The following is a 25,106-nucleotide window of genomic DNA, read 5'->3' as shown; positions in this document are numbered from 1 at the left end:
TCAGGCGGGCCGCACGCTCACCTCGGCGGTGGCGACGGCCTTCATGCCCGCGGCAGTATGCACGAGCAGGGCGCCCTGGGCGTCCACGCCATGGGCGGTGCCGGTGCTGCCGTCGCTGAGCCGCACCGCGCGGCCCGCGAGCGCGTCGCGGGCCTGGAAGCGCGCCTGGAACGGCGCGAAGCCGAATTGCTCGAAGCCCCGCACCGCCTGCAGCACCGGTGGCGCCACCTGCTGCAGCACCGCGCTCGCGCCCGCATGCGGCAGCAGTTCGCGCAGGGCGAACGGCGGCGTGGCGTAGCCGGCGCCTTCGGGCGTGGCCAGGTTCAGGCCGATGCCCACGATGGTGAAGCGGGCCGCCCCGCCTCCCTCCGGCGGGGCGGCCGTCTCGATCAGGATGCCGCCGAGCTTGCGATCCTGCACCCACAGGTCGTTCGGCCACTTCAGGCGCACGGCCGGATGCAAGGCTTCCGCCACCGCCACCCCGACCGCCAGCGACAGCCCCGACCAGTCGGGCGGTGCCAGCAGCAGCCCCAGCGAAAAGGTGAGCGATGCGCCCGGCTCGCCCAGCCACTGCCGGCCCAGCCGGCCGCGCCCGGCCGTCTGCCGCTGCGCCACCAGCAGGACCGGGTCCAGCCGGCCGGCGCGGGCGCGGCGCATCAGCTCGGTGTTGGTGGAGTCGATCTCGGCGAGCGATTCGACGGCGAGGCCGGGCAGCAGCGCCCCGAGAGTCTGGTCGATCCGCCTGCCCATCGCGTCCGCCCCGTCAACGCCGCCGCTTGGGCGCCAGCAGGGTGCCGCGGCAGGTGCGGGCGCCACACCAGCAGGGGTACTCGGCCTTGAGCTTGCGGGTGTACGGCTCGTCGATGATGAGGCCGTAGTCGTAGTTCAGCTCTTCGCCGGCGCGGATGGGGCGCAGCGCCTTGATGAAGACCCGCCCGTCGCGCTCGTCGGCCTCGCAGTTCGGGTCGCACGAGTGGTTGATCCAGCGCGAGGCGTTGCCGCCGTACAGCGCGTCGATCACCCGGTCCTCGTCGATGTGGAAGTAGAAGGTATGGTTCGGGTCCTCGGGATCGTGCGGGTGGCGCCGCTGCGCCTCCTTCCACGTGATGATCTCGCCCACGTACTCGATGATGGTCTCGCCTTCCGCAATGTCCTGCAGGGCGAATACGCCCTTGCCATGGATGCCCGACCGGCGCGCCTGGATGCGCCGGCCTCCCGCTTTTGCTGGCATGGAAAAAACTCTGATAAGTTGGTTGCACACACGCACGCGTGCGCGTATGCGCGCGTGGAAAGAGCCGGGATTGTAGGAACATGGGAAAGACTCTGGTCATTGCCGAGAAGCCTTCGGTGGCGCAGGACATCGTGCGCGCGCTGGCGCCGGTCGCCGGCAGGTTCGACAAGCACGACGAGTACTTCGAGGCCGAGCGCTTCGTCGTCACCAGCGCCGTCGGCCACCTGGTGGAGATCCAGGCCCCCGAGCAGTTCGATGTCAAGCGCGGCAAGTGGAGCTTCACCCACCTGCCGGTGATCCCGCCTTACTTCGACCTCAAGCCGGTCGACAAGACCCGGTCGCGGCTCAACGCGGTGGTGCGACTGGCCAGACGCAAGGACGTCACCGAGCTGGTCAACGCGTGCGACGCCGGGCGCGAGGGCGAGCTGATCTTCCGCCTGATCGAGCAGTACGCCGGTGGCGACAAGCCGCTGGGCAAGCCGGTGCGGCGGCTGTGGCTGCAATCGATGACGCCGCAGGCCATCCGCGACGGCTTCGAGCAGCTGCGCACCGACCGGCAGATGGAAGGCCTGGCTTCGGCGGCGCGTTCGCGATCGGAGGCGGACTGGCTGGTCGGCATCAACGGCACGCGCGCCATGACGGCGTTCAACTCGCGCGACGGCGGCTTCTTCCTCACCACGGTCGGCCGGGTGCAGACGCCCACGCTGGCGGTGGTGGTCGAGCGCGAGGAGCAGATCCGCAAGTTCGTCAGCCGCGACTACTGGGAGATCCACGCCGGCTTCCTGGCCGAGGCCGGCGAGTACCCGGGCAAGTGGTTCGACCCGAAATGGAAGAAGAACCCGGAAGACCCGGAGCAGAAGGCCGACCGGGTCTGGTCGCTGAAGGAGGCGCAGGCCATTGCCGAGGCCGTGCGCGGCAAGGCCGCCACCGTCACCGAGGAGTCGAAGCCGCAGACGCGGGCGGCACCGCCGCTGTTCGACCTGACCTCGCTGCAGCGCGATGCCAACGGCCGATTCGGCTACTCGGCCAAGACCACGCTGGCGCTGGCGCAGTCGCTGTACGAGCGGCACAAGGCGCTGACCTACCCGCGCACCGACTCCAAGCACCTGCCCGAGGACTACCTGCGCACGGTCCAGCAGACCATGGGCATGCTGGCCGACAGCGGCATGGGCCACCTGGCTCCATTCGCCCGCCAGGCGCTGGACAACCAGTACGTCAAGCCGACCAGGCGGGTATTCGACAACAGCAAGGTCAGCGACCACTTTGCGATCATCCCCACCCTGCAGGCGCCGCACGGCCTGTCGGACGCCGAGCAGAAGCTGTACGACCTGGTGGTGCGCCGGTTCCTGTCGGTGTTCTTCCCCAGCGCCGAGTACCTGGTGACGACGCGCATCAGCCAGGTGGTGGGCCACAGCTTCCGCACCGACGGCAAGGTGCTGGTCAAGCCCGGCTGGCTGGCGATCTGGGGCAAGGAAGCCGACTCCGGCGATGCCGCCGACGAAAGCAGCCGCACGCTGGTGCCGGTGCAAACCGGCGAGATGGTGCGCACCGAGTCGGTGGAGGCGCGCGGCCTCAAGACCCGCCCGCCGGCACGCTATTCGGAAGCCACGCTGCTGGGGGCGATGGAGACCGCCGGCAAGAACATCGAGGACGAGGAGCTGCGCGATGCCATGCAGGAGAAGGGCCTGGGCACGCCGGCCACCCGCGCCGCCATCATCGAAGGCTTGATCAACGAGAAATACATGCTGCGCGAGGGCCGCGAGCTGATCCCGACGGCCAAGGCATTCCAGCTGATGACGCTGCTGCGCGGGCTCGGGGTGGAGGAGCTGACCCGGCCCGAGCTGACCGGCGAGTGGGAATACAAGCTGGCCCAGATGGAGCACGGCCGGCTGTCGCGCGAGGCGTTCATGCGCGAGATCGCCGAGATGACCCGGCACATCGTCCGGAAGGCCAAGGAGTACGACCGCGACACCGTGCCCGGCGACTACGCCACGCTGGCCACGCCCTGCCCGAATTGCGGCGGCGTGGTGCGCGAGAACTACCGCCGCTACGCCTGCACCGGCCGCAGCGGCACGGGCGAGGATGCCTGCGGCTTTTCCTTCACCAAGATCCCGGCCGGGCGCGCCTTCGAAGTCCAGGAGGCCGAGCAGTTCCTGCGCGACAAGCGCCTCGGGCCGCTGGAGGGCTTCCGCTCCAAGGCCGGCTGGCCGTTCACCGCCGAGATCGCGCTGAGGTTCGACGAAGAGGAGAAGAACTGGAAGCTGGAGTTCGACTTCGGCGACGAGGCCAACCCGTCCGAGACCGGCGAGCTGGTCGACTTCGGCGGGCAGCAGGCGCTCGGCCGCTGCCCCAAGTGTGGCGGCAACGTGTTCGAGTGGGGTAAGAACTACGTCTGCGAGCACTCGGTGCCCACCGCCACGCAGCCCACCCCCAGCTGCGACTTCAGGAGCGGCCAGGTGATCCTGCAGCAGCCGATCGAGCGCGAGCAGATGGCGAAACTGCTGGCCACCGGCAAGACCGACCTGCTGGACAAGTTCGTGTCCATGCGCACCCGCCGCCCGTTCAAGGCGTTCCTGGCCTGGGACGCCGAGGCCGGCAAGGTCAACTTCGAGTTCGAGCCGCGCGAGGGCAAGTTCCCGCCGCGCCGGGGCGCGGCCGGCAAGGCCGCCCGCGAACCCGCGGCCAAGTACGCGGGCAAGACGGCGGCGAAGAAGGGCGCGGCGAAGGCGCCGGCCGCCGCCGGCAAGCCCGCGGCCAGGAAGGCCGTCGCCAAGACCAAGGCCCCGCGCAAGGCCGGACCCGGCCTGACGCCCAGCCCCGAGCTGGCAGCGGTGATCGGGCCCGAGCCGCTGCCGCGCACCGAGGTGATCCGCAAGCTGTGGGACTACATCAAGGCCCACGGGCTGCAGGATGCGCAGAACAAGCGCGCGATCAACGCCGACGCCCGGCTGCAAGCGGTGTTCGGCAAGCCCCAGGTGACCATGTTCGAGCTGGCCGGCATCGTCGGCAAGCACCTCGCGTAGGCGACCGGGTCAGGCCGCCTCCCGGGCCCAGCGCAGCAGCGCGGCGACTTCCGGCGGCGGCTCCATGGGCCGCAGCGCGCTCACCTGGCGCGGCCGACGTCGCCGGCCGTGTCCATGGCCGGCATTGGAATGCCCCTATGGCAAGGGCGCGGTTGCCTCGAAGGCCGCTGGCGCACGCCCCTTCAGGCGGGCGCCAGGCGCCCGATGACGAAGCGGTCCCTGGGAAGCGCCGGCAGCCGGTCCATCTGCAGGCGCAGGTCCTGGTCCTGCACCTGATAGCGCACCTGCGACACCAGTTGCCGCAGCGCCAGCTTCATCAACGCGAGCGTGAGGCCCTCGCCGGGACAGCGGTGCGGGTCGCCGGGTCGGGTGCCGCCGTGCGGCACGAAGTCGAACAGGCCGGGGATGGCGCCGAAGAAGCGCTCGGGGCGGAACTCGTGCGGGCGCGGCCAGGCACGGGCATCGTGGTTGGTGCCGTACAGGTCGAGGATGACGCGCATGCCGGCCGGGAAATGCCAGCCTTCCCAGACGAACTCGCGGCAGGCCTGTGCCGCTACCGCCGGAAAGAAGGGATAGAAGCGGCGAACCTCCTGCACGAAGGCTTCGAGGTCGCGCTCGCGGCCGGACCTCAGGGCGTCGCGCCAGTCGGCATGCTCATGCAGGGCGTGCGCGGCCAGCACCACGAACACCGACACGGCGACGATCGGCCGCAGCAGCCTCAACAGTTCCGCAGCCGCCACCCGCGGCGGCAGCGGCTGTCCGTGCCCATCCTGCAGGGCCGCCGCCGCGGCAGCCGGGGAGGGACGCGGCAGCGCCGCGGTGCCGCTGCGGTGCGCCTGGACCAGCCCGGCCAGCCAGCTTTGCGCCTCGGCGCGGGCGCGGCCCGCGCGCAGGCGCGCCGCCAGGCCCGAGGCGGCGCCGTCGAAGAGCGCTGCCAGTTGCCGGGTCCGCCGCACCACGTCCTGCTCCGGCAGCGGCACTCCGGCCCAGGCGCAGGCCGACCTGGCCAGCCACTCCTGCGCGGCCTCGTACAGGACCAGCTCGGGCAGCACGCGCCAGCGGGGCATCAGCTGGCCCCATTGGCGACTCGCCTCGGCCAGCAGCGCGGCCGTCGGCAGCGGCCCGCAGGCGGCCTCGAAGAACCGCCTGCGGTGCAGGTGCTCGGCCCCGTCCAGGCCCTGCACCCCGGTCTTGCCGAACAGGCCGGCCCTCACGGCCTCCGGCCCGACGTCGTCACGGCGAATGCGCGAGCCGTCCTGGAACAGTGCGGCCGCATGCGGGCCGGTCAGGCACAAGGCCGGCTGCAGCAGCAGGCGGGCCTGCACCACGTCGCTGCCCAGCCGGCGGCACTCCCGGGCGATGAACCGGTACGGGTCGGCGAGAAACTGGAGCGAGTGCTCCCAGCCCGGCACCGCTGGTATCCGCCGCAGCGACGGCGCCTGGGCGATAGCGGGGAACATGCCCGACGCGGGCAAGCGGCATACCCGGCGCGCCGGCGCGGCACACCCCGCGGCTACGGGGCCGTCAGGCCGCCTCGGCCCAGCCGTCTGCCTGCTCGGCCGCTCGCGCCTGGCCGAGCAGCCAGTAGGTCAGCACGCGCCCGCGGCCCTGCAGTTCCACCAGCCCGCGGGCGGTGAAGGCAAAACCCTCGCCGGCCTGCCGCACCACCGCCTCGCTGACCTGGATGCTGCCGGCGCGGCCAGCCGACTCGAGCCGGCTGGCGACGTTGACGGTATCGCCCCACACGTCGTAGAGGAAACGCTGCGCGCCCAGCACGCCGCCGACGGCCGGGCCGGCGTGGATGCCGATGCGCAGGGCCATCGAAGTGCCGTTCGCGTGGTTGTAGCGCTCCAGCGCCGCGCGCAGGTCCAGCGCCAGGCGGCACAGCGCCGGTACCCCACCCTGCGACACCGCCATGTAGGCGTCGCCCATGGTCTTGATCTTCTCGACGCCGTGCTTCTGCGCCAGCGCATCGAAGGACGAGAAGATCTCGTCCAGCACCAGCACCAGCGCATCGGGCGGCAGCCGGCTGGCGAAGCCGGTGAAGCCGGCGATGTCGGCAAACAGCACGCCGAGGTTGTCGAACTTGCGCGCCCGCACCCGGCCCTGGCGCTTGATCTCCTCGGCCACCGCCTGCGGCAGCACGTTGTACAGCACCGCGTCGGCCCGTGCGCGCTCCGCCTCGGCCCGCTGCGTCTCGGCATACAGCGCGCGATCGCGCGACCAGGTGAACCGGTCCAGCCACAGGCACAGCATCACCACGCAGAACGGGTTGACCAGGCCCGCCGCCACCCGCACGGGGTCGCCGCCTTCGCGCAGCCACACCGGCACCGCGATGGCGAAGAGGCTGGCGGCATACAGCGGCTGCCGGATGCGGCGCGGGGTGGCCGCGACGGCGGCGCCGAAGGTCATGCCGGCGGCATAGATCGAGAAGTCGCCACGCAGGCCGCCGTCGGCCATGCCGATCCAGGTGCACAGGCCGATGAAGAGGGTGCAGAAGGCGTGCAGCGGCGCCTCGCGCGTGCACAGCGCCGGCCACAGCCGGTCGGCGGCGATCAGCCCCAGGCAGATCGCTTCGGCGCTCAGCTGCCAGGCGATCAGCCAGCCGATGCCGTCCAGCCCGCCGGCGCGCAGCAGCGGCACGTCGGTCGCCAGCGCGGCCGGCGGCAGCAGCAGGGCCACCACCTTGCAGTAGCGCACGCTCAGGCTCCAGCTCCTGCGGGTGAGCCACTGGCGGAATGCCGGATCGTCCATGCGCCCCCTGGCCGGCCCGCGCACGGGCGGGCGGTGCGGCACGATAAGACGGGGGGCCAGAAAAAACGCGCCCGGGCGGGCGCGTCCTTCATCCGTTCTGACGAACGATCAACGGGCGGCGACGACCCGCACCATCTCCAGCACCTTGTTGGAGTAGCCCCACTCGTTGTCGTACCAGCTGACCACCTTGATGAAGGTGCCGTCCAGCGCGATGCCGGCGTCGGCGTCGAAGATCGAGGTGCGCGCATCGCCGCGGAAATCGGTGGCCACCACCTTGTCCTCGGTGTAGCCCAGGATGCCCTTGAGCGGGCCCTCGCTCTGCGCCTTCATCTCGGCGCAGATCTCCTTGTAGCTGGCTTGCTTGTCCAGCTCCACGGTCAGGTCGACCACCGAGACGTTGGAGGTCGGCACGCGGAAGGACATGCCGGTCAGCTTCTTGTTCAGCTCCGGGATCACCACGCCCACCGCCTTGGCCGCGCCGGTGGAGGAGGGGATGATGTTCTCCAGGATGCCGCGACCGCCGCGCCAGTCCTTGTTGCTGGGGCCGTCCACGGTCTTCTGGGTGGCGGTGGCAGCGTGCACCGTGGTCATCAGGCCGCGCTTGATGCCCCACTTGTCGTTGAGCACCTTGGCCACCGGCGCCAGGCAGTTGGTGGTGCACGAGGCGTTGGAGATGATCGCCTCGCCCTTGTAGGTCTTGTGGTTGACGCCGAACACGAACATCGGCGTGTCGTCCTTGGACGGCGCCGACATGATCACCTTCTTCGCGCCGGCATTGATGTGCTTCTGCGCGCCTTCCTTGGTCAGGAAGATGCCGGTGGACTCGACCACCAGCTCGGCGCCGATCGCGCCCCAGTTCAGCTCGGCGGGATCCTTCAGGGCCGTGAGGCGGATGCGCTTGCCATTGACCACGAGCGTGCTGCCGTCGACGGACACCTCGCCCTTGAAGCGGCCGTGCACGCTGTCGTACTTCAGCATGTAGGCCAGGTAGTCGGGCTCCAGCAGGTCGTTGATGCCGACCACCTCGATGTCGTTGAAGTTCTGCACCGCCGCGCGGAACACCATGCGCCCGATGCGGCCGAATCCGTTGATTCCGATCTTGATGGTCATCTTGCTTTCCCGATGGTTGGACAAATGCGCTCGGCGGACGCCGTCGCGGCTGCGCCGAAGGATTCGATTTTGCCCACCGGCTGCTTGTCGAGCTGCGGGCAAGGCCTCGTTCGGGCCATGGTTCAACGCGCCAGCGCCGTGCGGACCGTGTCCGCGACGTTCTCGGGCGTGAAGCCGAAGTGCTTGAACAGCACGTTGGCCGGCGCCGATTCGCCGTAGCTGTCGATGCCCACCACGGCGGCGCAGCCGTACTTCCACCAGAAGTCGGTCACCCCGGCCTCCACGGCGATGCGCGGCAGCGCTGCCGGCAGCACTTCCTGCTTGTAGGCACGGCTCTGGCGGTCGAACGTGGTGGTGCTGGGCATGGACACCACGCGCACGCCGATGCCGTCCTGCGCCAGCAGTTCCTGCGCCTTGAGCGCCAGCTGCACCTCCGAGCCGGTGGCGATGATCACGGCCTGCGCGCGCGCCAGCCCCACCTCGGTCGGCTCGGCCAGCACGTAGCCGCCCTTGCTGATGTCTTCCAGGCCGGCCTTGGGGGCGTAGGGCAGGTTCTGCCGCGACAGCAGCAGCGCCGTCGGCCGGTCCATGTTCTGCAGCGCAACGGCCCAGGCCACGGTCGTCTCGGCCGTGTCGCACGGGCGCCAGACGTCCAGGTTGGGGACCAGCCGCAGACTGGCCGCGTGCTCGATCGCCTGGTGCGTCGGGCCGTCCTCGCCCAGGCCGATCGAGTCGTGCGTGAACACGTGCACCACGCGCTGCTTCATCAGCGCCGCCATCCGGATGGCATTGCGGCTGTAGTCGCTGAAGGTCAGGAAGGTGCCGCCATAGGGGATATAGCCGCCGTGCAGCGCAACGCCGTTCAGGATGGCCGCCATGCCGAACTCGCGCACGCCGTAGTTGATGTGGCGGCCGATGCGCCCCTGATCGTCGCGCCGCACGTTGCCGGCGGCGTCGAAGCGCAGCGGCGGGGTGCTCTTCGTGTTGGTGAGGTTGGAGCCGGTCAGGTCGGCACTGCCGCCCAGCAGCTCGGGCAGCGCGGCGGTGAAGGCCTCCAGCGCCAGCTGCGAGGCCTTGCGGGACGCCACGGTCTCGGCCTTGGCGTGCGCGGCCACGGCCGCGTCCACCGCCACCTGCGCGAAGTTGCGCGGCAGCTCGCCCTTCATGCGGCGCTGGAATTCGGCCGCGGCTTCGGGATGGGCGGCCTTGTAGGCGGCGAAGCGCGCTTCCCACTCGGCCTGGGCGGCCCGGCCCCGGGCCCGGGCGTCCCAGGCGTCGTACACCGCTTGCGGCACCACGAACGGATCGTGCGGCCAGCCCAGCGCCTCGCGCGTGAGCTTGACTTCCTCCAGCCCCAGCGCTTCCCCGTGCGCCTTGGCCGTGTTGACGCGATTCGGGCTGCCCTTGCCGATCTGCGTGCGCGCCACCACCAGGGTCGGCCGCTCGGCGCTGCCGCCCATGCCCCGGCGGGCATCGGCGATGGCGCGATCCACGGCGTCGATGTCATGGCCGTCGATCGGCCCGACCACGTTCCAGCCGTAGGCGCGGAAGCGCGCCGGCGTGTCGTCGATGAACCAGGGCGAGACCTGGCCGTCGATGGAGATGCCGTTGTCGTCGTAGACGGCCACCAGCTTGTTCAGCTTCCAGGCGCCGGCCAGGGCGCACGCCTCGTGGCTGATGCCCTCCATCAGGCAGCCGTCGCCCAGGAAGACATGGGTGAAATGGTCGACGACGACGTGGCCGTCGCGGTTGAACTCGGCCGCCAGCAGCTTCTCGGCCAGCGCCATGCCCACCGCATTGGTCAGCCCCTGTCCGAGCGGCCCGGTGGTGGTTTCGATGCCGGGCGTGACGCCCACTTCGGGGTGCCCCGCCGTCCTGCTGTGCAGCTGGCGGAAGCGCTTGAGCTCCTGCAGCGGCAGGTCGTAGCCGGTCAGGTGCAGCAGCGAATAGACCAGCATCGAGCCATGGCCGTTGGACAGCACGAAGCGGTCGCGGTCGAACCAGTGGGGGTCGGCCGGGTTGTGCTTCAGGTGGCGGTGCCACAGGGCCACTGCGATGTCCGCCATGCCCATGGGCGCGCCCGGGTGGCCCGAGTTCGCCTGCTGCACGGCGTCCATGGACAGGACCCGGATCGCGTTGGCCATCTGGACGGCGTCCAGCTTCGCTCCGGCGACAGGTTCGGCCGGGGCGGAAACAGCAGAGTGGAGGGACATGGGCGCGGCTAGGGGGAAACCCGGAATTTTAGCGGTTGAGGTCGGGGCGCTCGCCGGTGCCGGAATGCGGGGCGCCTTCGTCTACAGTCGAACGCATGCGAGGCCTGCACCTCACCGCCGATCTCTACCAGTGCCGCTGCGACGCGCACTGGCTCACCGAGCCGCAGCAGCTCGGACGGTGGTCGCGCCAGGCGGCCGAGGCCATCGGCCTGCCGGTCGAGCGTGAGCTGTCGTGCCCCGGCGCCGAGGGCGGCGCCAGCACCGCGCTGCTGCTGCCCGGCTCGCACGTCCTGCTGCACACCTGGCCGAAGGAGCGCGGCGTGATGGTGGACGTGTGCCTGTCGGACGCGCAGGAAGATCTCCCGGCCAAGGCACGCGGGCTGATGCAGGCGCTGGTGCAACGCTTCCAGCCGCAGTGGACCGAGCAGCGTTCGCTCGACCGCGGGGGCGGCGAGTGACGGCGGCGCAGGCCATGGTGCTCGCCGCCGGACGCGGCGAGCGCATGCGGCCGCTGACCGATGCCTGCCCCAAGCCGCTGCTGGCGGTGCGCGGCAGGCCGCTGATCGGCTGGCACCTGGACGCGCTCGCCCGGGCCGGCTACCGGGGCGCGGTGATCAACACCGCCTGGCTGGGCGAACAGCTGGAGCAGCGCTATGGCGACGGCCACGGCCCGCTGCGGCTGGCCTGGTCTCGTGAAGGGCACGACTTCGGCGGCGCGCTGGAGACCGCCGGCGGCATCGCGAGGGCCCTGCCGCTGCTGGACGAGGTGTTCTGGGTGCTGGCCGGCGACGTTTTCGTGCCGGGCTTCGAATTCGCGCATCAGGCGCTGCGGCGTTTTGCCGAGGGCCCGCGGCTGGCCCACCTGTACCTGGTGCCCAATCCGGGCCACAACCCGGCCGGCGACTTCGCCATCGCGGCCGGCGGGCTGCTGTCGAACGCGCCCGAAGGCCGGCTCACCTATTCGACCATCGGCCTGTATCGCAAGGCCTTCTTCGCCGGCCTGCCGGCGGGCAACCCGGCGGGATCGAAAGTCCCGCTCGCCCCGATGCTGCGGCAGGCGGCCGACAATGGGCAGGTCAGCGCGGAGCTGTACACCGGCGACTGGACCGACGTCGGCACGCCGCAGCGGCTGGCCCAACTCAACGCAGCATGAACAAGACCCTTTATGCCGAGCGCCGCGCGCGCGTCGCCGACGCGATCGGCCCCGGCGGCATCGCGCTGGTGCCGACCGCGCCCGAGCGGCCGCGCAACCGCGACAGCGACTTTCCCTACCGGCACGACAGCTACTTCCACTACCTGACCGGATTCGGCGAGCCGAACGCCTTCCTGGTGATCGGCGGCGACGGCGCCAGCACGCTGTTCTGCGCGCCCAAGGACCTGGAGCGGGAGATCTGGGACGGCTACCGGCTGGGCCCCGCCGCTGCGCCGGAGACCCTGGGCGTGCAGGCCGCGCACTCGATCGAAGAACTCGAGTCGCTGCTGCCGCCGCTGCTGGAAAACCGCGCGGCGGTCTGGTATCCGTTCGCCATCCACCCGGGCCTGGAAGCGCGCGTGGGCGGCTGGCTGAACCGGGTGCGGTCGCGGGTGCGCTACGGCGCCCTGTGCCCCGAGCGGCAGGAGGACCTGTGCGCCGTGCTCGACGAGATGCGGCTGGTCAAGGACGCCCACGAGCAGGACACCATGCGGCGCGCGGCGCAGATCAGCGCGCGTGGCCACGTGCGCGCCATGCAGCTGTCGGCGCGCCGGCTGCGCGAGGGCCGCGACGTGCGCGAGTACCACCTGGACGCCGAGCTGCTGCACGAATTCCGCATGGGCGGCTCGCAATTCCCGGCCTACAGTTCCATCGTTGCGGCCGGCGCCAACGCCTGCGTGCTGCACTACCGCGCCGCCGACACGCCGGTGCGCGCCGGCGAGCTGGTGCTGATCGACGCCGGCTGCGAGCTCGATGGCTACGCCAGCGACATCACCCGCACGTTTCCCGCCGACGGGCGCTTCGGCGGCGCGCAGCGCGCGCTGTACGAGCTGGTGCTGGCCTCGCAGGACGCCGCGGTGGCGGCCACCCGCGCCGGCGCGCGCTTCAACGACCCGCACGAGGCCACCGTCAAGGTGCTCTCCCAGGGCCTGCTGGACCTGGGCCTGCTCGATCGCAACAAGGTCGGCAGCGTCGACGACGTGATCGAGCAGCGCGCCTATTTCGCCTTCTACATGCACCGCACCGGCCACTGGCTGGGCATGGACGTGCACGACTGCGGCAGCTACGTGGAGCCGTCCGAGGTGGGCGAGGTGAGCGAGCGCAAGGACCCGCTGTCCGGCGAGGTGATCAAGAACCGGCCCAGCCGCATCCTGCGACCGGGCATGGTGCTGACCATCGAGCCGGGGCTGTACGTGCGGCCGGCCGACGGCGTGCCGGAGCGCTTCCACAACCTGGGCATCCGCATCGAGGACGACGCCATCGTCACCGAGGGCGGCTGCGAGCTGATCACGCGCGGCGTGCCGGTCCGGCCGGACGAAATCGAGGCGCTGATGCGGGCCTGACCCACGCATACGCAGGAACCCCTACCGGGGTTTCCACGTAGGGCCCGCCTACAATCGCGGCCCCGATGCCCGCGCGGCGGCCCCCGCACAAGAGGAGAACAACGCATGCCCCCGATCGAATCGCAGTACTCGGCCGCCAGCCGCGCCGAGTTGCGCCAGGCCGCCCTCGAATACCACGAGCACCCGACACCCGGGAAGATCGCGCTCCACGCGACCAAGCAGCTGCTGAACCAGCACGATCTGGCGCTGGCGTACTCGCCCGGCGTGGCGGCCCCGTGCGAGGAGATCGTGCGCGACCCGGCCGAGGCGTTCCGCTACACCGCGCGCGGCAACCTGGTGGGCGTGGTGACCAACGGCACCGCGGTGCTGGGGCTGGGCGACATCGGCCCGCTGGCCGCCAAGCCGGTGATGGAAGGCAAGGGCGTGCTGTTCAAGAAGTTCGCCGGCATCGACGTATTCGACATCGAGCTCAACGAGAAGGACCCGGACCGGCTGGTGGAAGTGATCGCCGCGCTGGAGCCCACCTTCGGCGGCATCAACCTGGAGGACATCAAGGCGCCCGACTGCTTCTACGTCGAGCGCAAGCTGCGCGAACGCCTGCGCATCCCGGTGTTCCATGACGACCAGCACGGCACCGCCATCGTGGTCGGCGCGGCCATCCTCAACGGCCTGCGGGTGGTCGGCAAGGAACTGGCGCAGGTCAAGCTGGTGACCTCGGGCGCCGGCGCTGCGGCGCTGGCCTGCCTGAACCTGCTGCTCAAGCTGGGCGTGCCGCGCCGGAACATCTTCGCCACCGACCTCGCCGGCGTGGTCTACCAGGGCCGCACCGAACTGATGGACGAGGACAAGGCGCAGTTCGCGCAGGCGACGCCGGCGCGTACGCTCTCCGAGGTGATCGAAGGGGCCGACGTCTTCCTCGGCCTGTCGGCCGGCAACGTGCTCAAGCCGGAGATGGTGCGCAAGATGGCGCGCGACCCCCTGATCCTGGCGCTGGCCAACCCGAATCCGGAGATCCTGCCCGACGACGCGAAGGCGGCGCGGCCGGATGCGATCCTGGCCACCGGCCGCACCGACTACCCCAACCAGGTCAACAACGTCCTGTGCTTCCCCTACATCTTCCGGGGCGCGCTGGACTGCGGTGCGACGACCATCACCGACGCCATGGAGATCGCCGCAGTGCACGCGATCGCCGATCTGGCGCAGGCCGAGCAGAGCGAGGTGGTGGCGGCCGCCTACGCCGGCCAGAAGCTGGCGTTCGGGCCCGAGTACCTGATTCCCAAGCCGTTCGATCCGCGGCTGATGATGAAGATCGCGCCGGCGGTGGCCCAGGCGGCAGCCGACAGCGGCGTGGCGCTGCGCCCGATCCGCGACATGGACGCCTACCGCGAGAAGCTGCAGAGCTTCGTGTACGCCTCCGGCACCACCATGAAGCCGATCTTCGCGGCGGCCAAGGCGGCCAGCCGCAAGCGGGTGGCGTTCTGCGAAGGCGAGGAAGAGCGGGTGCTGCGGGCGGCGCAGATCGTGGCCGACGAGGGCATCGCCCGGCCCACGCTGATCGGCCGGCCGGCCATCATTGCCCAGCGCATCCGGAAGTTCGGGTTGCGCCTGCAGCAGGGCCAGGACTACGACGTGGTCAACGTCGAACAGGACGAGCGCTACCGCGACTTCTGGCAGACCTACCACCGCATGGCGGACCGCAAGGGGGTGACCCAGCAGATGGCCAAGATCGAGATGCGGCGCCGCCTGACGCTGATCGGTTCGATGCTGCTGCACAAGGACCAGGTGGACGGCATGATCTGCGGCACCTGGGGCACCACCGACATCCACCTGCGCTACATCGACCAGGTGATCGGGCGGCGCGAGGGCGCCGCGACCTACGCGGCCATGAACGGGCTGATGCTGCCCGGCCGGCAGCTGTTCCTGGTCGACACCCACATCAACTACGAGCCCACGGCCGCCCAGCTGGCCGAGATCACGGTCATGGCGGCCGAGGAAATGATGCGCTTCGGCATCAAGCCCAAGGCGGCGCTGCTGTCGCATTCGAACTTCGGCTCCAGCGACCGTCCGAGCGCCGTCAAGATGCGCGAGGCCCTGGAATTGCTGCGCGACCGTGCGCCCTGGCTGGAGGTGGACGGCGAGATGCACGGCGACGTGGCGCTGGACGGTGCCGCGCGCGACCGGCTGATGCCCCACAACACGCTGGCGGGCGACGCCAACCTGCTGGTCTGCCCCGACATCGACTCGGCCAACATCGCCTACAACCTGCTCAAGACGGCGGCCGGCGGCAACATCGCCATCGGCCCCGTGCTGCTGGGCGCGGCCAAGCCCGTCCACATCCTGACAGCCAGCACGACCGTGCGCCGGATCGTCAACATGACGGCCCTGACCGTCGCCGACGCCAACGCAATCCGCTAAAAGCCTACACAGATAGCGGGTACCAACTTAGCCGACCGTCGGGGCGGCCGGAAAAGGCCTTTGTGGCTGCCCAAAAATTGGGCAGCCGCTTGCCTTTTGTGACGGCTTGGTTCACACTAGCCACCTTGATTTTCCGGGTTAACCCCGAGGGCCACAGGGCCCGGAGGCGGATCCCGGATGGCGTCCGAAGGTCACCCAGAAGGTCCGTAGTTGTTCATGGCGCGCGCCGCTGCTTTCAAGTTTGCGCTCACTAGCTACTTGTTGGCCGCCGCGCTCACCGGAACCGCTCCGGCGGCAGCCAGGGGACCGGTGCACGGCCCCGCAGAGGCCACGGTCTCGGTGTCCGAGCTGCCGCGGCAGGGCCGCGAGACGTTCGAACTGATCCGCCAGGGCGGACCGTTCCCTTACCCGAAGGACGGCTCGGTGTTCTTCAACCGCGAGCGCCTGCTGCCGCCCGGCAAGCGCGGCTACTGGCGCGAGTACACCGTGAAGACGCCGGGATCGCGCGACCGGGGTGCCCGGCGCATCGTGTGCGGCGGGCCGCCCCGGCTGCCGGATGCTTGTTACTACACCGCAGACCACTACGCCAGTTTTCGCAAGATCGTGGAGCCCTGAGATGAAGCGGGACCTGTTTTTGACAGCCATGGAAAGAGACGCGGAGATGGATAAACCCCTTCGCACCGACATCAGCGACACGCCCCTGCGGGGCGTGCGCAGCAACATCGTGCAGTCGATCCGCGCGTTCCGCGTGCAGGACCTGCAGGATACGGCGCGCTCGCTCGGCCAGCACTTCCTCTATGCCAACCTGGCCGCAGCGCAGAGCAAGCAGGACGTGCTGGACCTGATCGCCCAGCAGTTCATGCTGCCGGCGCACTTCGGCAAGAACTTCGACGCCCTGTACGACTGCATGACCGACCCCGTGCACAAGTCGGGCCCGCAGCCCGGCTTCGTCGTGGTGCTCGAGCAGATCCCGGCCACCGCGAAGTTCGACAAGGAAGCGCGCGAGCAGCTGCTCGACATCTTCCGCGACACCGCCGACTACTGGAGCGACCGCAAGATCCCGTTCCGGTGCTTCTATTCTTTTCTGTAGCCCGTTCTGCACAAGCTGGCCAGGCAGAACGGGCGAACGAGGCCCAGGGCACCGATGCTGCGGCGCCCACCGTCACCGAGAACGGCGAGAAGATGCCCACCGACAAGCTGGTGGACGTCTCGCCCCTCGCGCTGCGCATGAGCAGCCCGTTCAACGCGGGCTACTGGCTCGCTGCGGCGTAGCGCGCTTCATTCCCGCGAAGGCGGGCAACCCGGACGGCCCCGCCTTGCGGGGCCTTTCTTTTGCACCTCCTGTGCGAGGCGGACGTATTCGCCCACCGCGACTTCCTCGGCACGGCGCTGGACGTCGAACTCGCCGGCGAAACCCTGGCCCGCCAGCCACCTGCCCAGGGTGTGCCGCAGCAACTTGCGGCGCTGGCTGAAGGCCACCTGGACCAGTTCGGACAGCAAGGCCGGATCGACGGCAGCCGGCTCGGACCGCGGCACCATGCGAACCACCGCGCTGTCGACCTTGGGCGGCGGCTCGAAGGCCGACGGCGGCACGAACAGCACGTCCTCCATCTCGTAGCGCCACTGCAGCATCACCGACAGGCGCCCGTAGTCGGCCGTCGACGGCCGCGCCACCATGCGGTCGACCACCTCCTTTTGCAGCATGAAGTGCTGGTCTTCCACCACCCCGACGTACCCCAGCAGGTGAAAGAGGATCGGCGTCGAGATGTTGTAGGGCAGGTTGCCGGCCACCCGCAGCCGCTCGGCGCCCAGCCGCGCGGCCAGCGCGGCGAAATCCACCTGGAGCACGTCGCTTTCGACCACGTCCAGCTGCGGGTGCCGGCGCAGGCGGGCGGCCAGGTCGCGATCGAGCTCGATGACCGCCAGCCGTCCGAGCCGCTCGACCAGGGGTTGCGTCAGCGCGGCCAGGCCGGGCCCGATCTCCACCATGGCCTGCCCCGGTTTCGGCCCGATCGCGCGCACGATGGCGTCGACGACCGACAGGTCGGCCAGGAAATGCTGGCCGAAGCGCTTGCGGGGCCGGTGCGTGCGGTCCAAGGTTCAGGTGGGCGGTTCGCGCAGGTCGACGTAGGCGCGGCCGCGGACCTCCTGGGCCCACTGGGCATAGGCCTCGTCGAGCTTCTTCTCGCGCAGGACGTTGCGCGCCATCTCGCGCTGCTCGCGCTCGCTCAAGCGGGCGGCGCGCCGGTCCATGAGCTGCACCAGGTGCACGCCGAAGCGCGACACCAGCGGGTCGGCGATCTGCCCGGGCGACAGCGCGTCGATGGCCTGTTCGAACTCCGGCACGAACATGCCGGGGTTGGTCCAGCCGAGGTCGCCGCCGCGCTGCGCGCTGGCGTCCTGCGAAAACTCGCGCGCCAGCTGCGCGAAATCGGCCTGGCCCGACTGGATGCGGCGCTTGAAATCGGCCAGCTTCTCGCGCGCCTGGGCCTCGGTGAGTTGCGGCCCCGTCCGCAGCAGGATGTGCCGCGCATGGCTCTGGGTCACGGTGGCGCCGGGCAGGCCGGCCTTGCGCCGCTCCAGCACCTTGAGCACGTGGAAACCGGCGCCCGAGCGCAGCACCCCGCTGACCCCGCCTTGCGGCAGCGACTGCACGGCCTCCACGAACAGCGTCGGGTAGCGCTCGGCGCTGCGCAGCCCCATCTGGCCGCCCTCGGCCGCGCCCGGCGCGTCGGAGAGCTCCCGCGCCAGGCCGGCAAAGTCCTCGCCGGCGCGGGCGCGCTCCTGCGCGCGCCGCGCCTTGGCCTGCGCCTCGCGCAGCTGCTGCTCGCCGGCGTTCTCCGGCACGGCCACCAGGATGTGGCCCAGGTTCAGTTCGACCGGGGCGGCATCGCCGGCCTGCTCGCGCAGGAACTGGTCGACGTCCTGGTCGGTCACCTTGACGCGCTGCTCGACCTCGCGCTCGCGCAGCCGCGACAGCAGCAGCTGGTTGCGCAGGTCCTCGCGGAAGGCGGCGGGATCGACGCCCTCGGCGGCCAGCCGGCGGTGCAACTGCGCGACGCCCATGCCGTTCTGGCGGGCGAAGTTCTCCTCGGCCTGGTCCACCATGGCGTCGCTGACGCGCAGGCCGGTCTCGCGCGCGTGCTGCAGCTGCGCCTTCTCGCTGATCAGGCGTTGCAGGACCAGCCCGGCGAGCTCCTGGCGCGGCGGGATGGCGGCGCCTTCCTGGGCCAGCTGCTGCTCGAAGCGCAGCAGGCGGGTGCGCACTTCGTTGTTGGTGATCGGCTCGGAGTTGACCACGGCGACGATGTAGTCGGCCGGGCGCGGACCGGCCGGTGCGCGCGCCGGCGCTGGGCTGCCGAGCTGGGGCGTCGCGCGCAGCTGCGCGGCGGCGGGCATGGACAGCGCGGCGGCGCCGGCCAGCACGAGGACGAGGGCGCGGAAGGTCATGGCGGCGATGGTCTCACTCGTAACGGGTGAAGCGGCTGGGCGGCACCACGGCATCGCGGTCGCGCAGCAGCTGGTAGCGCGGGATATTCTGGCGCAGCGTGCCCAGGGCGTTCGAACCGAGCCGGCTGAAGCCGACGAATTCGAGCTGGAACATGATGCGCTTGCTGGAGGAGTTGGTGCTGCTCTGCAGCCGCTCCAGCACGACGCGGCCGAGCCAGCAGCAGGCGTCGTACTCCAGGCCGATCACGGTGTCGACCACGCGCCGGTCCTTCAGGCTGAAGTTCAGCCGGCCGACCGAGTACCAGCGGCCGCCGCCCTGCCCGCGGCCCGGTCCCAGGTCCAGCCCGCGGTCGCCCCAGAGGTCGTTCAGCGGCCATTGCCAGCCGACGTCGATCTGCTCGGACTGGCCGCGCTGCAACCGGTAGGCGGCGCTGACGATGCGGTAGTTGCCGGGGTTGTAGCGGCCGCCGAGCGTGACGCGCTCGGAGCGGCGGGTCTTGGGGTTGTACTGGACGGTGGTGTCCAGCATCCAGCGGGGATTCCAGTTCAGGGTGGCCCCGAACAGGATGTCCGACAGCCGCTCGCTGATCGCGGTGCCACCCGGCAGGGTGACCCGCTGGTCCTTGAAGCGCAGGCGCTGGGCGACGCTGAACTTGGCGTTCTCCGCGCCCGTGTCGGGGTCGATCAGGCGCGTGGTCGCACCGACCGTCAGCAGGTTGTTGTCGGCGATCCGGTCGTGGCCGCCGAACGAGTTCTCGGTGTAGACGGTCGCGAAATTGAAGTCGTTGAAGCCCGAGTCGTAGTTCGGCAGCCGGGACTGGTCGCGGAACGGCGTGTAGACGTAGAACGCGCGCGGCTCCAGCGTCTGCAGGAAGCGGCGCCCGAAATAGCGCGCCGGGCGCTCGAACACCAGCCCGCTGTCCAGGCTGAAGATCGGCAGCGTGCGGTCCGCGCTGCGGCTGCCGTCGACCAGGGGCGCATCGAAGCTGTACTGGGTGCTGTGCAGCTGCACGCGCGGGATCACGAACCAGCCCGGTGCCTGCCAGGGCCGCTCCAGCAGCCCGAGCAGGTAGCTGCGCTGCGCGTTCGGCTGCCGGGTCAGGCGCGAGACCGACTGGAAGCGGGTCGTGTTGGTCTCGACCCAACCCTCCAGCCCGAGCGGCAGGTCCTGCCGCGTGTAGCGCGCCAGCAGCTGCGGCACCTGGTCGTAGGGCGGGGTGATCGGCGCGGTGACGTCCTGCAGCGTCTGCCACTTGAGCGCACGCGCCGACAGGTACAGGCGGCCGTCGTCGTTGGTCCACTGCAGCAGGGCGTCGTTGGCCAGCAGCCGCTGCGTCAGCGAGCCGGTGGCGCGCGAGAAGTCGCGCCAGTAGTCGTCGTCGCTGACCCGGTTCAGGCTGAGGTACAGGGCGGTGCTGCCGCCCAGCCCGAGCCCGATCGGCACCGTGCTGTCGTGGCGCAACTTGTAGCCCCAGCGCGCGCGGTCGCGCAGCTGGTCGCTGGGCATCAGGTTGGCCTGCACCTCGCCGCTGTAGCGCGCCTCCAGGTAGCGGAACTCGGCGCCCAGGTCGATGCCGCGCTTGCTCATCAGCGTGGGTTGGAAGGTCGCGTCGCGGTTGGGGGCGATGTTCCAGTAGTAGGGCTGGCGGTACTCGATGCCGTTGATGTTGTCCACGCCGACCAGCGGCGGCAGGAACCCCGATTTGCGCTTGTCCGACAGCGGGAAGCTCAGTTGCGGGATCGGCAGGATCGGCACCTGGTGGAAGGTCAGCAGGGCGTCGGTGGCGTAGCCGACCTCCTCTTCCTGGTCGATGCGGATGTTGCCCGCACGCAGCAGCCAGGCGGGCATCCAGCCGGGGTAGTCCTCGCGCTGGCAGGTGGTGTAGGTCGCGTCGCGGATGACCGAGCGCTGGTCGTCCAGGAAGTCCACCCGCGCCGCCTGCCCGTACGCGTCGTTGCGCAGCAAGCGGTACTCCGGCCGGCTGAAGAATCCCTCGAACGCATCCACCTTCAGCTCGAGGTAGGGTCCCTCGAACACGTTGCCGGCGCGATTGATGCGCACGTTGCCGCGCGCCTTCGCCAGGTCGTCGGGCTGCCAGTACTCCAGCCGGTCGGCCTTGATCACGGTGTCGCCGCGGCGCAGTTCGGCATGGCCCTCGACCGTGGTGTCCAGGTCGGGGCGGCCCTGCACGCGGTCGCCGAACACGAAGGTGGGCAGTTGCCGGCGGACCTGCTCGGGGATGTCCTCGCGCAGCATGGGCGAGGGCTCGAGCGGCAGCGGCGCCGCCGGCTGCGCCCAGGCCGCCGCGCCCTGCAGGAGGCCGGCGGCGGCCAGCGCGAGGGGTGCGAGCCTGAAGGGCGTGCGCGGAATCCGGTGGTTCAAGGCGTGTGCGATCGAGCGAAAACCGCGCAGCAACCGCAGGGCCGGGCGCAGGGGCGTTTGTAGAATGGATTATCCATGAGCGACCCCCTTTCCCCCCCGGCGCCGGGCGCCGGCGCGGCCGCCGCCGTGCACTGGGACGACCCCCATCGCGAGCAGGCCTTCCGGGCGTGGCTGCAGGCGGTCGCCCCGGCGCACGGCCTCGATCCCACGACCCTGCGCCCGGCCTCTGCCGATGCCAGCTTCCGTCGCTACCTGCGCCTGGACGGCCAGCAGGGCAGCCGCATCGTGATGGACGCGCCGCCCGCCAGGGAAGACTGCCGCCCGTTCGTGCAGGTGGCCCGGCTGATGGCCGAAGCCGGCCTGCACGTGCCGCGCGTGCTGGCCTGGGACGAGCGGCAGGGCTTCATGCTGCTGGACGACCTGGGCCGGCACACCCTGATCGAGGCGCTGGACCCGCAGCGGCCCGACGCGGCCCGGCCCTGGTTCCTGCAGGCGATCGAGGCCCTGGTCGCCTGGCAGCGGGCCTCCCGGCCGGGCGTGCTGCCGCCCTATGACGAGGCCCTGCTGGCACGCGAACTGGCGCTGTTTCCCGACTGGTACCTGGCGCGCCACCGCGGCGTCGCGGTGGAAGGCCGGTTGCGCGAGACACTGGACCAGTCCTTCGCACTCATCGTGCGGCAGAACCTGGCCTCGGCCGCGGTCTACGTGCACCGCGACTTCATGCCGCGCAACCTGATGCTGCCGGCCGGGCCGGACGAGCAGCGCCTGGGCGTGCTCGACTTCCAGGACGCGGTGCACGGGCCGGTCACCTACGACATCGCCAGCCTGCTGCGCGATGCGTTCCTCAGCTGGGACGAGGAGTTCGTGCTCGACATCACCGTGCGCTACTGGGAGAAGGCGCTCAAGGCCGGCCTGCCGGTCGACGCCGACTTCGGCGAGTTCTACCGCGCGGTGGAGTGGATGGGCCTGCAGCGCCACCTGAAGGTGGCCGGCATCTTCGCGCGGCTGACGCTGCGCGACGGCAAGCCCAGGTACCTGGCCGATGCGCCGCGCTTCATCGGCTACATCCGCGCCACCGCCGCCCGCTACCGCGAGCTGGCCCCGCTGCTGCGGCTGGTCGACCAGATCGAGGGCACCGAGGCGGCCAGCGGCTACGCCTTCGGCCGGATCTGAGGCCCCGGGCCATGCCGCGCCTGCATTGCCCGGGGCCGCTGCGCGAGGGCGCCTCGCTGGCGCTGCCGCCCGCCGCGGCCCGTCACGTGCAGGTGCTGCGGCTGCAGCCCGGCGATGCGGTCACGCTGTTCGACGGCGAAGGCGGCGAGTGGGAGGCCCGCATCGAACGCATGGGCCGCAGCGACGTCCAGGTGGTCGTCGGCAGCCACCATGCGATCGAGCGCGAGCCCGCTGCCGCCGTGCACCTGGCCGTCGGCGTGCCGGCCAACGAGCGCATGGACTGGCTGGTGGAAAAAGCCGCGGAGCTGGGCGCAGCCAGCCTGCAGCCGCTGGTGACCGAGCGCAGCGTGCTGCGGCTGGCCGGCGAGCGTGCCGGCCGCAAGCAGGCGCACTGGCAGGCGATTGCCGCCGCCGCCTGCGAGCAGTGCGGCGGCAACCGGCTGCCGGCCATCCACCCGCTGGCCGAACTGGCGCTGTGGCAGCCGCCGCCCGGCATGACGCGCCGGGTCCTCTCGCTCGCGCCGGAGGCGCGGCCGCTGGCGCTGCCACCGGCGGGCGCGCCCCTCCTGCTGCTGTCCGGTCCGGAGGGCGGTCTGTCGCCGCGGGAAGAAGCCGCGGCGCTGGCCGCCGGCTTCGAACCGGTGACCCTGGGCGCGCGCGTGCTGCGCGCCGAGACGGCGCCGCTCGCGGCCCTCGCCCTCCTCACCCTGCAGGCGCAGCCTGCGCCGAAAGCCGGCCGATGAACCGTTCGCTGTGGCTGCTGGCTGCCTGCCAGGGCCTGTACCTGACCAACAACGTCACCTTCATCGCCATCAACGGCCTGGTGGGGCTGGCGCTGGCGCCGGTCGGCTGGCTGGCGACCTTGCCGGTGATGGGCTACGTGGTGGGCGGGGCGCTGTCCACCGGGCTGGTCGCCCGCACCCAGCAGAGCTGGGGCCGGCAGGCTTCGTTCCAGGCCGGGCTGGTGGTCGCGATGCTGGCGGCGCTGCTGTGCGCCTACGCCGCGTTCAGCCGCGACTTCTGGCTGCTCTGCACGGCGACCGTGGTGGCCGGCTACTACAACGCCAATGCCGGCCTTTACCGCTTCGCCGCGGCGGAACTGGTGGACGCGCCGGCGCGGGAAAAGGCGGTCTCGCTGGTGATGGCCGGCGGGCTGCTGGGCGCGGTGGTGGGTCCCAACCTGGCGGCGCGCACGCGCGACCTGTTCCCGGTGCCCTTCGCCGGCGCCTACCTGGCGCTGGCCGTGGTGGCGCTGCTGTCCATGGCGCTGATGGCCTTCCTGCGATTCCCGCCGGCGCCCACGCGGGCCAGCGTGTCGGCCGGGCGCCCGCTCGGCGAACTGATGCGCCAGCCGGCCTTCATCGTGGCCGCCGCGGCCGGTGCCCTGAGCTATGGCGTGATGAACCTGCTGATGGCGGCGACGCCGATCGCCATGCAGCAGTGCGGCCTGCCGTTCGGCGATGCCGCGCTGGTGCTGCAGTGGCACGTGATCGGCATGTTCGCGCCCGGCTTCTTCACCGGCAGCCTGATCAAGCGTTTCGGGGCGCTGGCGGTGATGGGCGCCGGCGTGGCGCTGAACGTCGCCTGCATCGCGGTGGCGCTGTCCGGGGTGGACCTGCACCAGTTCCTGGTGGCGCTGTTCCTGCTGGGCGTGGGCTGGAACTTCCTGTTCACCGGCAGCACCACGCTGTCGCTGTCGACCTACCGGCCGGCGGAGCGCGACAAGGCGCAGGGCGCACTCAACTTCTTCGTCATGGCCACGCTGGCGCTGAGCTCGCTGGCGTCGGGCGTGCTGGTCACCACCTCGGGCTGGAGCCTGCTGAACTGGGGATCGCTGCTGCCGGTGGCGGTGACGGCTGCCGCGCTGGCCTGGCTGGCGCTGCGGGAGCGGCGCACGCCGGTGGAAGGCGCCGCCTAGGCTGCCTGCGGAAGGTCCAGCGGCGCGGCCGGCACGCGCGCGCTTAGCCACTGGCGCAGGCAGTCGAACACCGGCCGCGCATCGCGCTCGTTGAAGATCTCGTGGTACAGGTCCTCGAAGCAGCGGCTGCTGACCCATCGGGCGGGAGCCGCTGCCGCAAAGGCCCGGCTGCCGGCCGGGTCCACCAGCCGGTCGCGCCCCGCATAGATCAGCAGCGTCGGCACCTTCCACTGCGCCGCCTGCGCCACCACCTGCGGTCCGCCGCCGATGAGGAGGCCGGCCAGCCGCGCGCTGATGCGGTCGTGCACCAGCGGGTCCTCCAGGTAGGCGCGCTCGACCGCCGGGTCGTGCGACAGCCAGCGCGTCTGCAGCCCGTTGCCCACGCGCAGGTCGGGCGCGATCCGGGTCAGGACGCGCAGCAACAGCCTCTGCAGGCCCGACACGCGGGTGCCCAGCGCAGGCGAGGACAGCACCAGCGCATCGATCGAGCCCGGGTGGGCGGCCGCATACTGCGCCGCCACCAGCCCGCCCATGCTGTGCCCCAGCAGGATCAGCGGGACGCCGTCGGGCGTGCGGGTGCGGGCGCTCTGCACCATCTCGGCCAGGTCGTCGACCAGGCGGCTGGGGCTGGGCAGTCCGCCCCGCGGGCCGCCCGATTCGCCGTGCCCGAACTGGTCGTAGCCGCGCACCGCGAAACCCCAGTCGTTGAGCCGCCGCGCCACGTGCTCGTAGCGCCCCGCGTGCTCGCCCAATCCGTGCACCAGCACCACCACCCCGCGCAGCGGCTGGCCCTCGGACACCGGCCAGTCGTGAATGGCCAGGTTGTCGCCGTCGCTGGCGGTGAAGGTGGACAGGGTGGCGGTCGAGTCCGGCGTCATGGGGGCGCGAATCATGGCTCCGC

19 protein-coding genes and 1 pseudogene are annotated in these 25,106 nt (G+C 71.0%); 10 read left to right on the top strand and 10 right to left on the bottom strand.

Annotated elements, in window-relative coordinates; all coding sequences use genetic code 11:
* Both V6M57_RS09985 and V6M57_RS09980 read right to left on the bottom strand, forming a co-directional pair.
* Nucleotides 1-750, bottom strand: a complete 750-nt coding sequence (locus tag V6M57_RS09985; protein WP_332814832.1) for a biotin--[acetyl-CoA-carboxylase] ligase — start codon at nt 748-750, stop codon at nt 1-3.
* A gap of 22 nt (nt 751-772) precedes the next feature.
* Nucleotides 773-1,231: pseudogene (locus tag V6M57_RS09980) on the bottom strand (SET domain-containing protein); the annotation flags it as partial.
* 80 nt (nt 1,232-1,311) lie between these two features.
* Between V6M57_RS09980 and V6M57_RS09975 the strand changes: the two are divergent.
* On the top strand, nt 1,312-4,254 hold the full coding sequence (locus V6M57_RS09975; RefSeq protein ID WP_332814831.1) for a DNA topoisomerase III: 2,943 nt from the start codon (nt 1,312-1,314) through the stop codon (nt 4,252-4,254).
* A gap of 182 nt (nt 4,255-4,436) precedes the next feature.
* Here the strand turns inward: V6M57_RS09975 and V6M57_RS09970 are convergent, their stop codons facing one another.
* From V6M57_RS09970 to tkt, 4 genes are all read right to left on the bottom strand, one after another.
* Nucleotides 4,437-5,714 (bottom strand): cytochrome P450, encoded by a 1,278-nt coding sequence (locus V6M57_RS09970; RefSeq protein WP_332814830.1) that lies wholly within the window; start codon nt 5,712-5,714, stop codon nt 4,437-4,439.
* A 64-nt stretch (nt 5,715-5,778) separates the two neighbouring features.
* Nucleotides 5,779-7,008 (bottom strand): adenylate/guanylate cyclase domain-containing protein, encoded by a 1,230-nt coding sequence (locus tag V6M57_RS09965; protein ID WP_332814829.1) that lies wholly within the window; start codon nt 7,006-7,008, stop codon nt 5,779-5,781.
* Nucleotides 7,009-7,116: 108 nt separating this feature from the next.
* Nucleotides 7,117-8,118 (bottom strand): type I glyceraldehyde-3-phosphate dehydrogenase, encoded by a 1,002-nt coding sequence (gap, locus tag V6M57_RS09960; protein WP_332814828.1) that lies wholly within the window; start codon nt 8,116-8,118, stop codon nt 7,117-7,119.
* Between the two features lie 122 nt (nt 8,119-8,240).
* Complete coding sequence (gene tkt, locus V6M57_RS09955) at nt 8,241-10,331, bottom strand: transketolase (protein ID WP_442968806.1); 2,091 nt, start codon at nt 10,329-10,331, stop codon at nt 8,241-8,243.
* A 95-nt stretch (nt 10,332-10,426) separates the two neighbouring features.
* Here tkt and speD point away from each other — a divergent pair, with 95 nt between their 5' ends.
* The 6 genes from speD (at nt 10,427) to V6M57_RS09925 (ending at nt 16,371) form a co-directional block, all read left to right on the top strand.
* Nucleotides 10,427-10,789, top strand: a complete 363-nt coding sequence (speD, locus tag V6M57_RS09950) for an S-adenosylmethionine decarboxylase (protein WP_332814827.1) — start codon at nt 10,427-10,429, stop codon at nt 10,787-10,789.
* Nucleotides 10,790-10,803: 14 nt separating this feature from the next.
* The gene (gene murU, locus V6M57_RS09945; RefSeq protein WP_332814852.1) at nt 10,804-11,484 is read left to right on the top strand and encodes an N-acetylmuramate alpha-1-phosphate uridylyltransferase MurU; all 681 of its coding nucleotides are present in this window, start codon (nt 10,804-10,806) and stop codon (nt 11,482-11,484) included.
* Nucleotides 11,481-12,866, top strand: a complete 1,386-nt coding sequence (locus V6M57_RS09940) for an aminopeptidase P N-terminal domain-containing protein (protein ID WP_332814826.1) — start codon at nt 11,481-11,483, stop codon at nt 12,864-12,866. Before murU ends, V6M57_RS09940 begins: the two co-directional genes overlap by 4 nt.
* A 105-nt stretch (nt 12,867-12,971) precedes the next feature.
* A complete protein-coding gene (locus V6M57_RS09935) occupies nt 12,972-15,281 on the top strand; it encodes an NADP-dependent malic enzyme (RefSeq protein ID WP_332814825.1) in 2,310 nt (769 codons plus the stop codon).
* 216 nt (nt 15,282-15,497) lie between these two features.
* A complete protein-coding gene (locus V6M57_RS09930; protein WP_332814851.1) occupies nt 15,498-15,896 on the top strand; it encodes a ribonuclease in 399 nt (132 codons plus the stop codon).
* A 46-nt stretch (nt 15,897-15,942) separates the two neighbouring features.
* The gene (locus V6M57_RS09925; RefSeq protein WP_332814824.1) at nt 15,943-16,371 is read left to right on the top strand and encodes a barstar family protein; all 429 of its coding nucleotides are present in this window, start codon (nt 15,943-15,945) and stop codon (nt 16,369-16,371) included.
* 188 nt (nt 16,372-16,559) lie between these two features.
* Here the strand turns inward: V6M57_RS09925 and rsmA are convergent, their stop codons facing one another.
* From rsmA to V6M57_RS09910, 3 genes are read right to left on the bottom strand one after another with little or no spacing between them, the layout of a single operon-like run.
* The gene (rsmA, locus tag V6M57_RS09920; RefSeq protein WP_332814823.1) at nt 16,560-17,378 is read right to left on the bottom strand and encodes a 16S rRNA (adenine(1518)-N(6)/adenine(1519)-N(6))-dimethyltransferase RsmA; all 819 of its coding nucleotides are present in this window, start codon (nt 17,376-17,378) and stop codon (nt 16,560-16,562) included.
* A gap of 3 nt (nt 17,379-17,381) precedes the next feature.
* Nucleotides 17,382-18,731, bottom strand: coding sequence for a peptidylprolyl isomerase (locus tag V6M57_RS09915; RefSeq protein WP_332814822.1), 1,350 nt, complete (start codon nt 18,729-18,731; stop codon nt 17,382-17,384).
* Between the two features lie 13 nt (nt 18,732-18,744).
* Nucleotides 18,745-21,126, bottom strand: a complete 2,382-nt coding sequence (locus V6M57_RS09910; protein ID WP_442968807.1) for an LPS-assembly protein LptD — start codon at nt 21,124-21,126, stop codon at nt 18,745-18,747.
* A gap of 63 nt (nt 21,127-21,189) precedes the next feature.
* Between V6M57_RS09910 and V6M57_RS09905 the strand changes: the two genes are divergently transcribed.
* From V6M57_RS09905 to V6M57_RS09895, 3 genes are read left to right on the top strand one after another with little or no spacing between them, the layout of a single operon-like run.
* Nucleotides 21,190-22,287 (top strand): aminoglycoside phosphotransferase family protein, encoded by a 1,098-nt coding sequence (locus V6M57_RS09905; protein ID WP_332814821.1) that lies wholly within the window; start codon nt 21,190-21,192, stop codon nt 22,285-22,287.
* Between the two features lie 11 nt (nt 22,288-22,298).
* Nucleotides 22,299-23,030 carry a 16S rRNA (uracil(1498)-N(3))-methyltransferase gene (locus V6M57_RS09900; RefSeq protein WP_332814820.1) on the top strand — a complete coding sequence of 244 codons (732 nt, stop codon included), beginning with the start codon at nt 22,299-22,301 and terminating at the stop codon, nt 23,028-23,030.
* On the top strand, nt 23,027-24,205 hold the full coding sequence (locus V6M57_RS09895) for an MFS transporter (RefSeq protein WP_332814819.1): 1,179 nt from the start codon (nt 23,027-23,029) through the stop codon (nt 24,203-24,205). The genes V6M57_RS09900 and V6M57_RS09895 overlap by 4 nt, the downstream gene beginning before the upstream one ends.
* Here the strand turns inward: V6M57_RS09895 and V6M57_RS09890 are convergent.
* Nucleotides 24,202-25,083 carry an alpha/beta hydrolase gene (locus V6M57_RS09890; protein ID WP_332814818.1) on the bottom strand — a complete coding sequence of 294 codons (882 nt, stop codon included), beginning with the start codon at nt 25,081-25,083 and terminating at the stop codon, nt 24,202-24,204. The two genes, V6M57_RS09895 and V6M57_RS09890, sit on opposite strands and share 4 nt — an antisense overlap.
* Between the last annotated feature and the right edge of the window lie 23 nt (nt 25,084-25,106).

The organism is Ramlibacter sp., from assembly GCF_036676645.1.
GTDB lineage: Bacteria > Pseudomonadota > Gammaproteobacteria > Burkholderiales > Burkholderiaceae_C > Ramlibacter.
This window is presented reverse-complemented; position numbering and strand designations above follow the sequence as displayed.

Bases quoted from the DNA above. Each gene is read 5' to 3' on its own strand.
- V6M57_RS09970 (WP_332814830.1), bottom strand. From the start codon at position 5,714: ATGTTCCCCGCTATCGCCCAGGCGCCGTCGCTGCGGCGGATACCAGCG.
- V6M57_RS09930 (WP_332814851.1), top strand. From the start codon at position 15,498: ATGGCGCGCGCCGCTGCTTTCAAGTTTGCGCTCACTAGCTACTTGTTG.
- V6M57_RS09975 (WP_332814831.1), top strand. From the start codon at position 1,312: ATGGGAAAGACTCTGGTCATTGCCGAGAAGCCTTCGGTGGCGCAGGAC.
- V6M57_RS09935 (WP_332814825.1), top strand. From the start codon at position 12,972: ATGCCCCCGATCGAATCGCAGTACTCGGCCGCCAGCCGCGCCGAGTTG.
- V6M57_RS09915 (WP_332814822.1), bottom strand. From the start codon at position 18,731: ATGACCTTCCGCGCCCTCGTCCTCGTGCTGGCCGGCGCCGCCGCGCTG.
- V6M57_RS09895 (WP_332814819.1), top strand. From the start codon at position 23,027: ATGAACCGTTCGCTGTGGCTGCTGGCTGCCTGCCAGGGCCTGTACCTG.
- tkt (WP_442968806.1), bottom strand. From the start codon at position 10,331: ATGTCCCTCCACTCTGCTGTTTCCGCCCCGGCCGAACCTGTCGCCGGA.
- V6M57_RS09890 (WP_332814818.1), bottom strand. From the start codon at position 25,083: ATGACGCCGGACTCGACCGCCACCCTGTCCACCTTCACCGCCAGCGAC.
- V6M57_RS09905 (WP_332814821.1), top strand. From the start codon at position 21,190: ATGAGCGACCCCCTTTCCCCCCCGGCGCCGGGCGCCGGCGCGGCCGCC.
- V6M57_RS09925 (WP_332814824.1), top strand. From the start codon at position 15,943: ATGGATAAACCCCTTCGCACCGACATCAGCGACACGCCCCTGCGGGGC.
- murU (WP_332814852.1), top strand. From the start codon at position 10,804: ATGGTGCTCGCCGCCGGACGCGGCGAGCGCATGCGGCCGCTGACCGAT.
- V6M57_RS09940 (WP_332814826.1), top strand. From the start codon at position 11,481: ATGAACAAGACCCTTTATGCCGAGCGCCGCGCGCGCGTCGCCGACGCG.
- V6M57_RS09985 (WP_332814832.1), bottom strand. From the start codon at position 750: ATGGGCAGGCGGATCGACCAGACTCTCGGGGCGCTGCTGCCCGGCCTC.
- gap (WP_332814828.1), bottom strand. From the start codon at position 8,118: ATGACCATCAAGATCGGAATCAACGGATTCGGCCGCATCGGGCGCATG.
- speD (WP_332814827.1), top strand. From the start codon at position 10,427: ATGCGAGGCCTGCACCTCACCGCCGATCTCTACCAGTGCCGCTGCGAC.
- V6M57_RS09965 (WP_332814829.1), bottom strand. From the start codon at position 7,008: ATGGACGATCCGGCATTCCGCCAGTGGCTCACCCGCAGGAGCTGGAGC.
- V6M57_RS09900 (WP_332814820.1), top strand. From the start codon at position 22,299: ATGCCGCGCCTGCATTGCCCGGGGCCGCTGCGCGAGGGCGCCTCGCTG.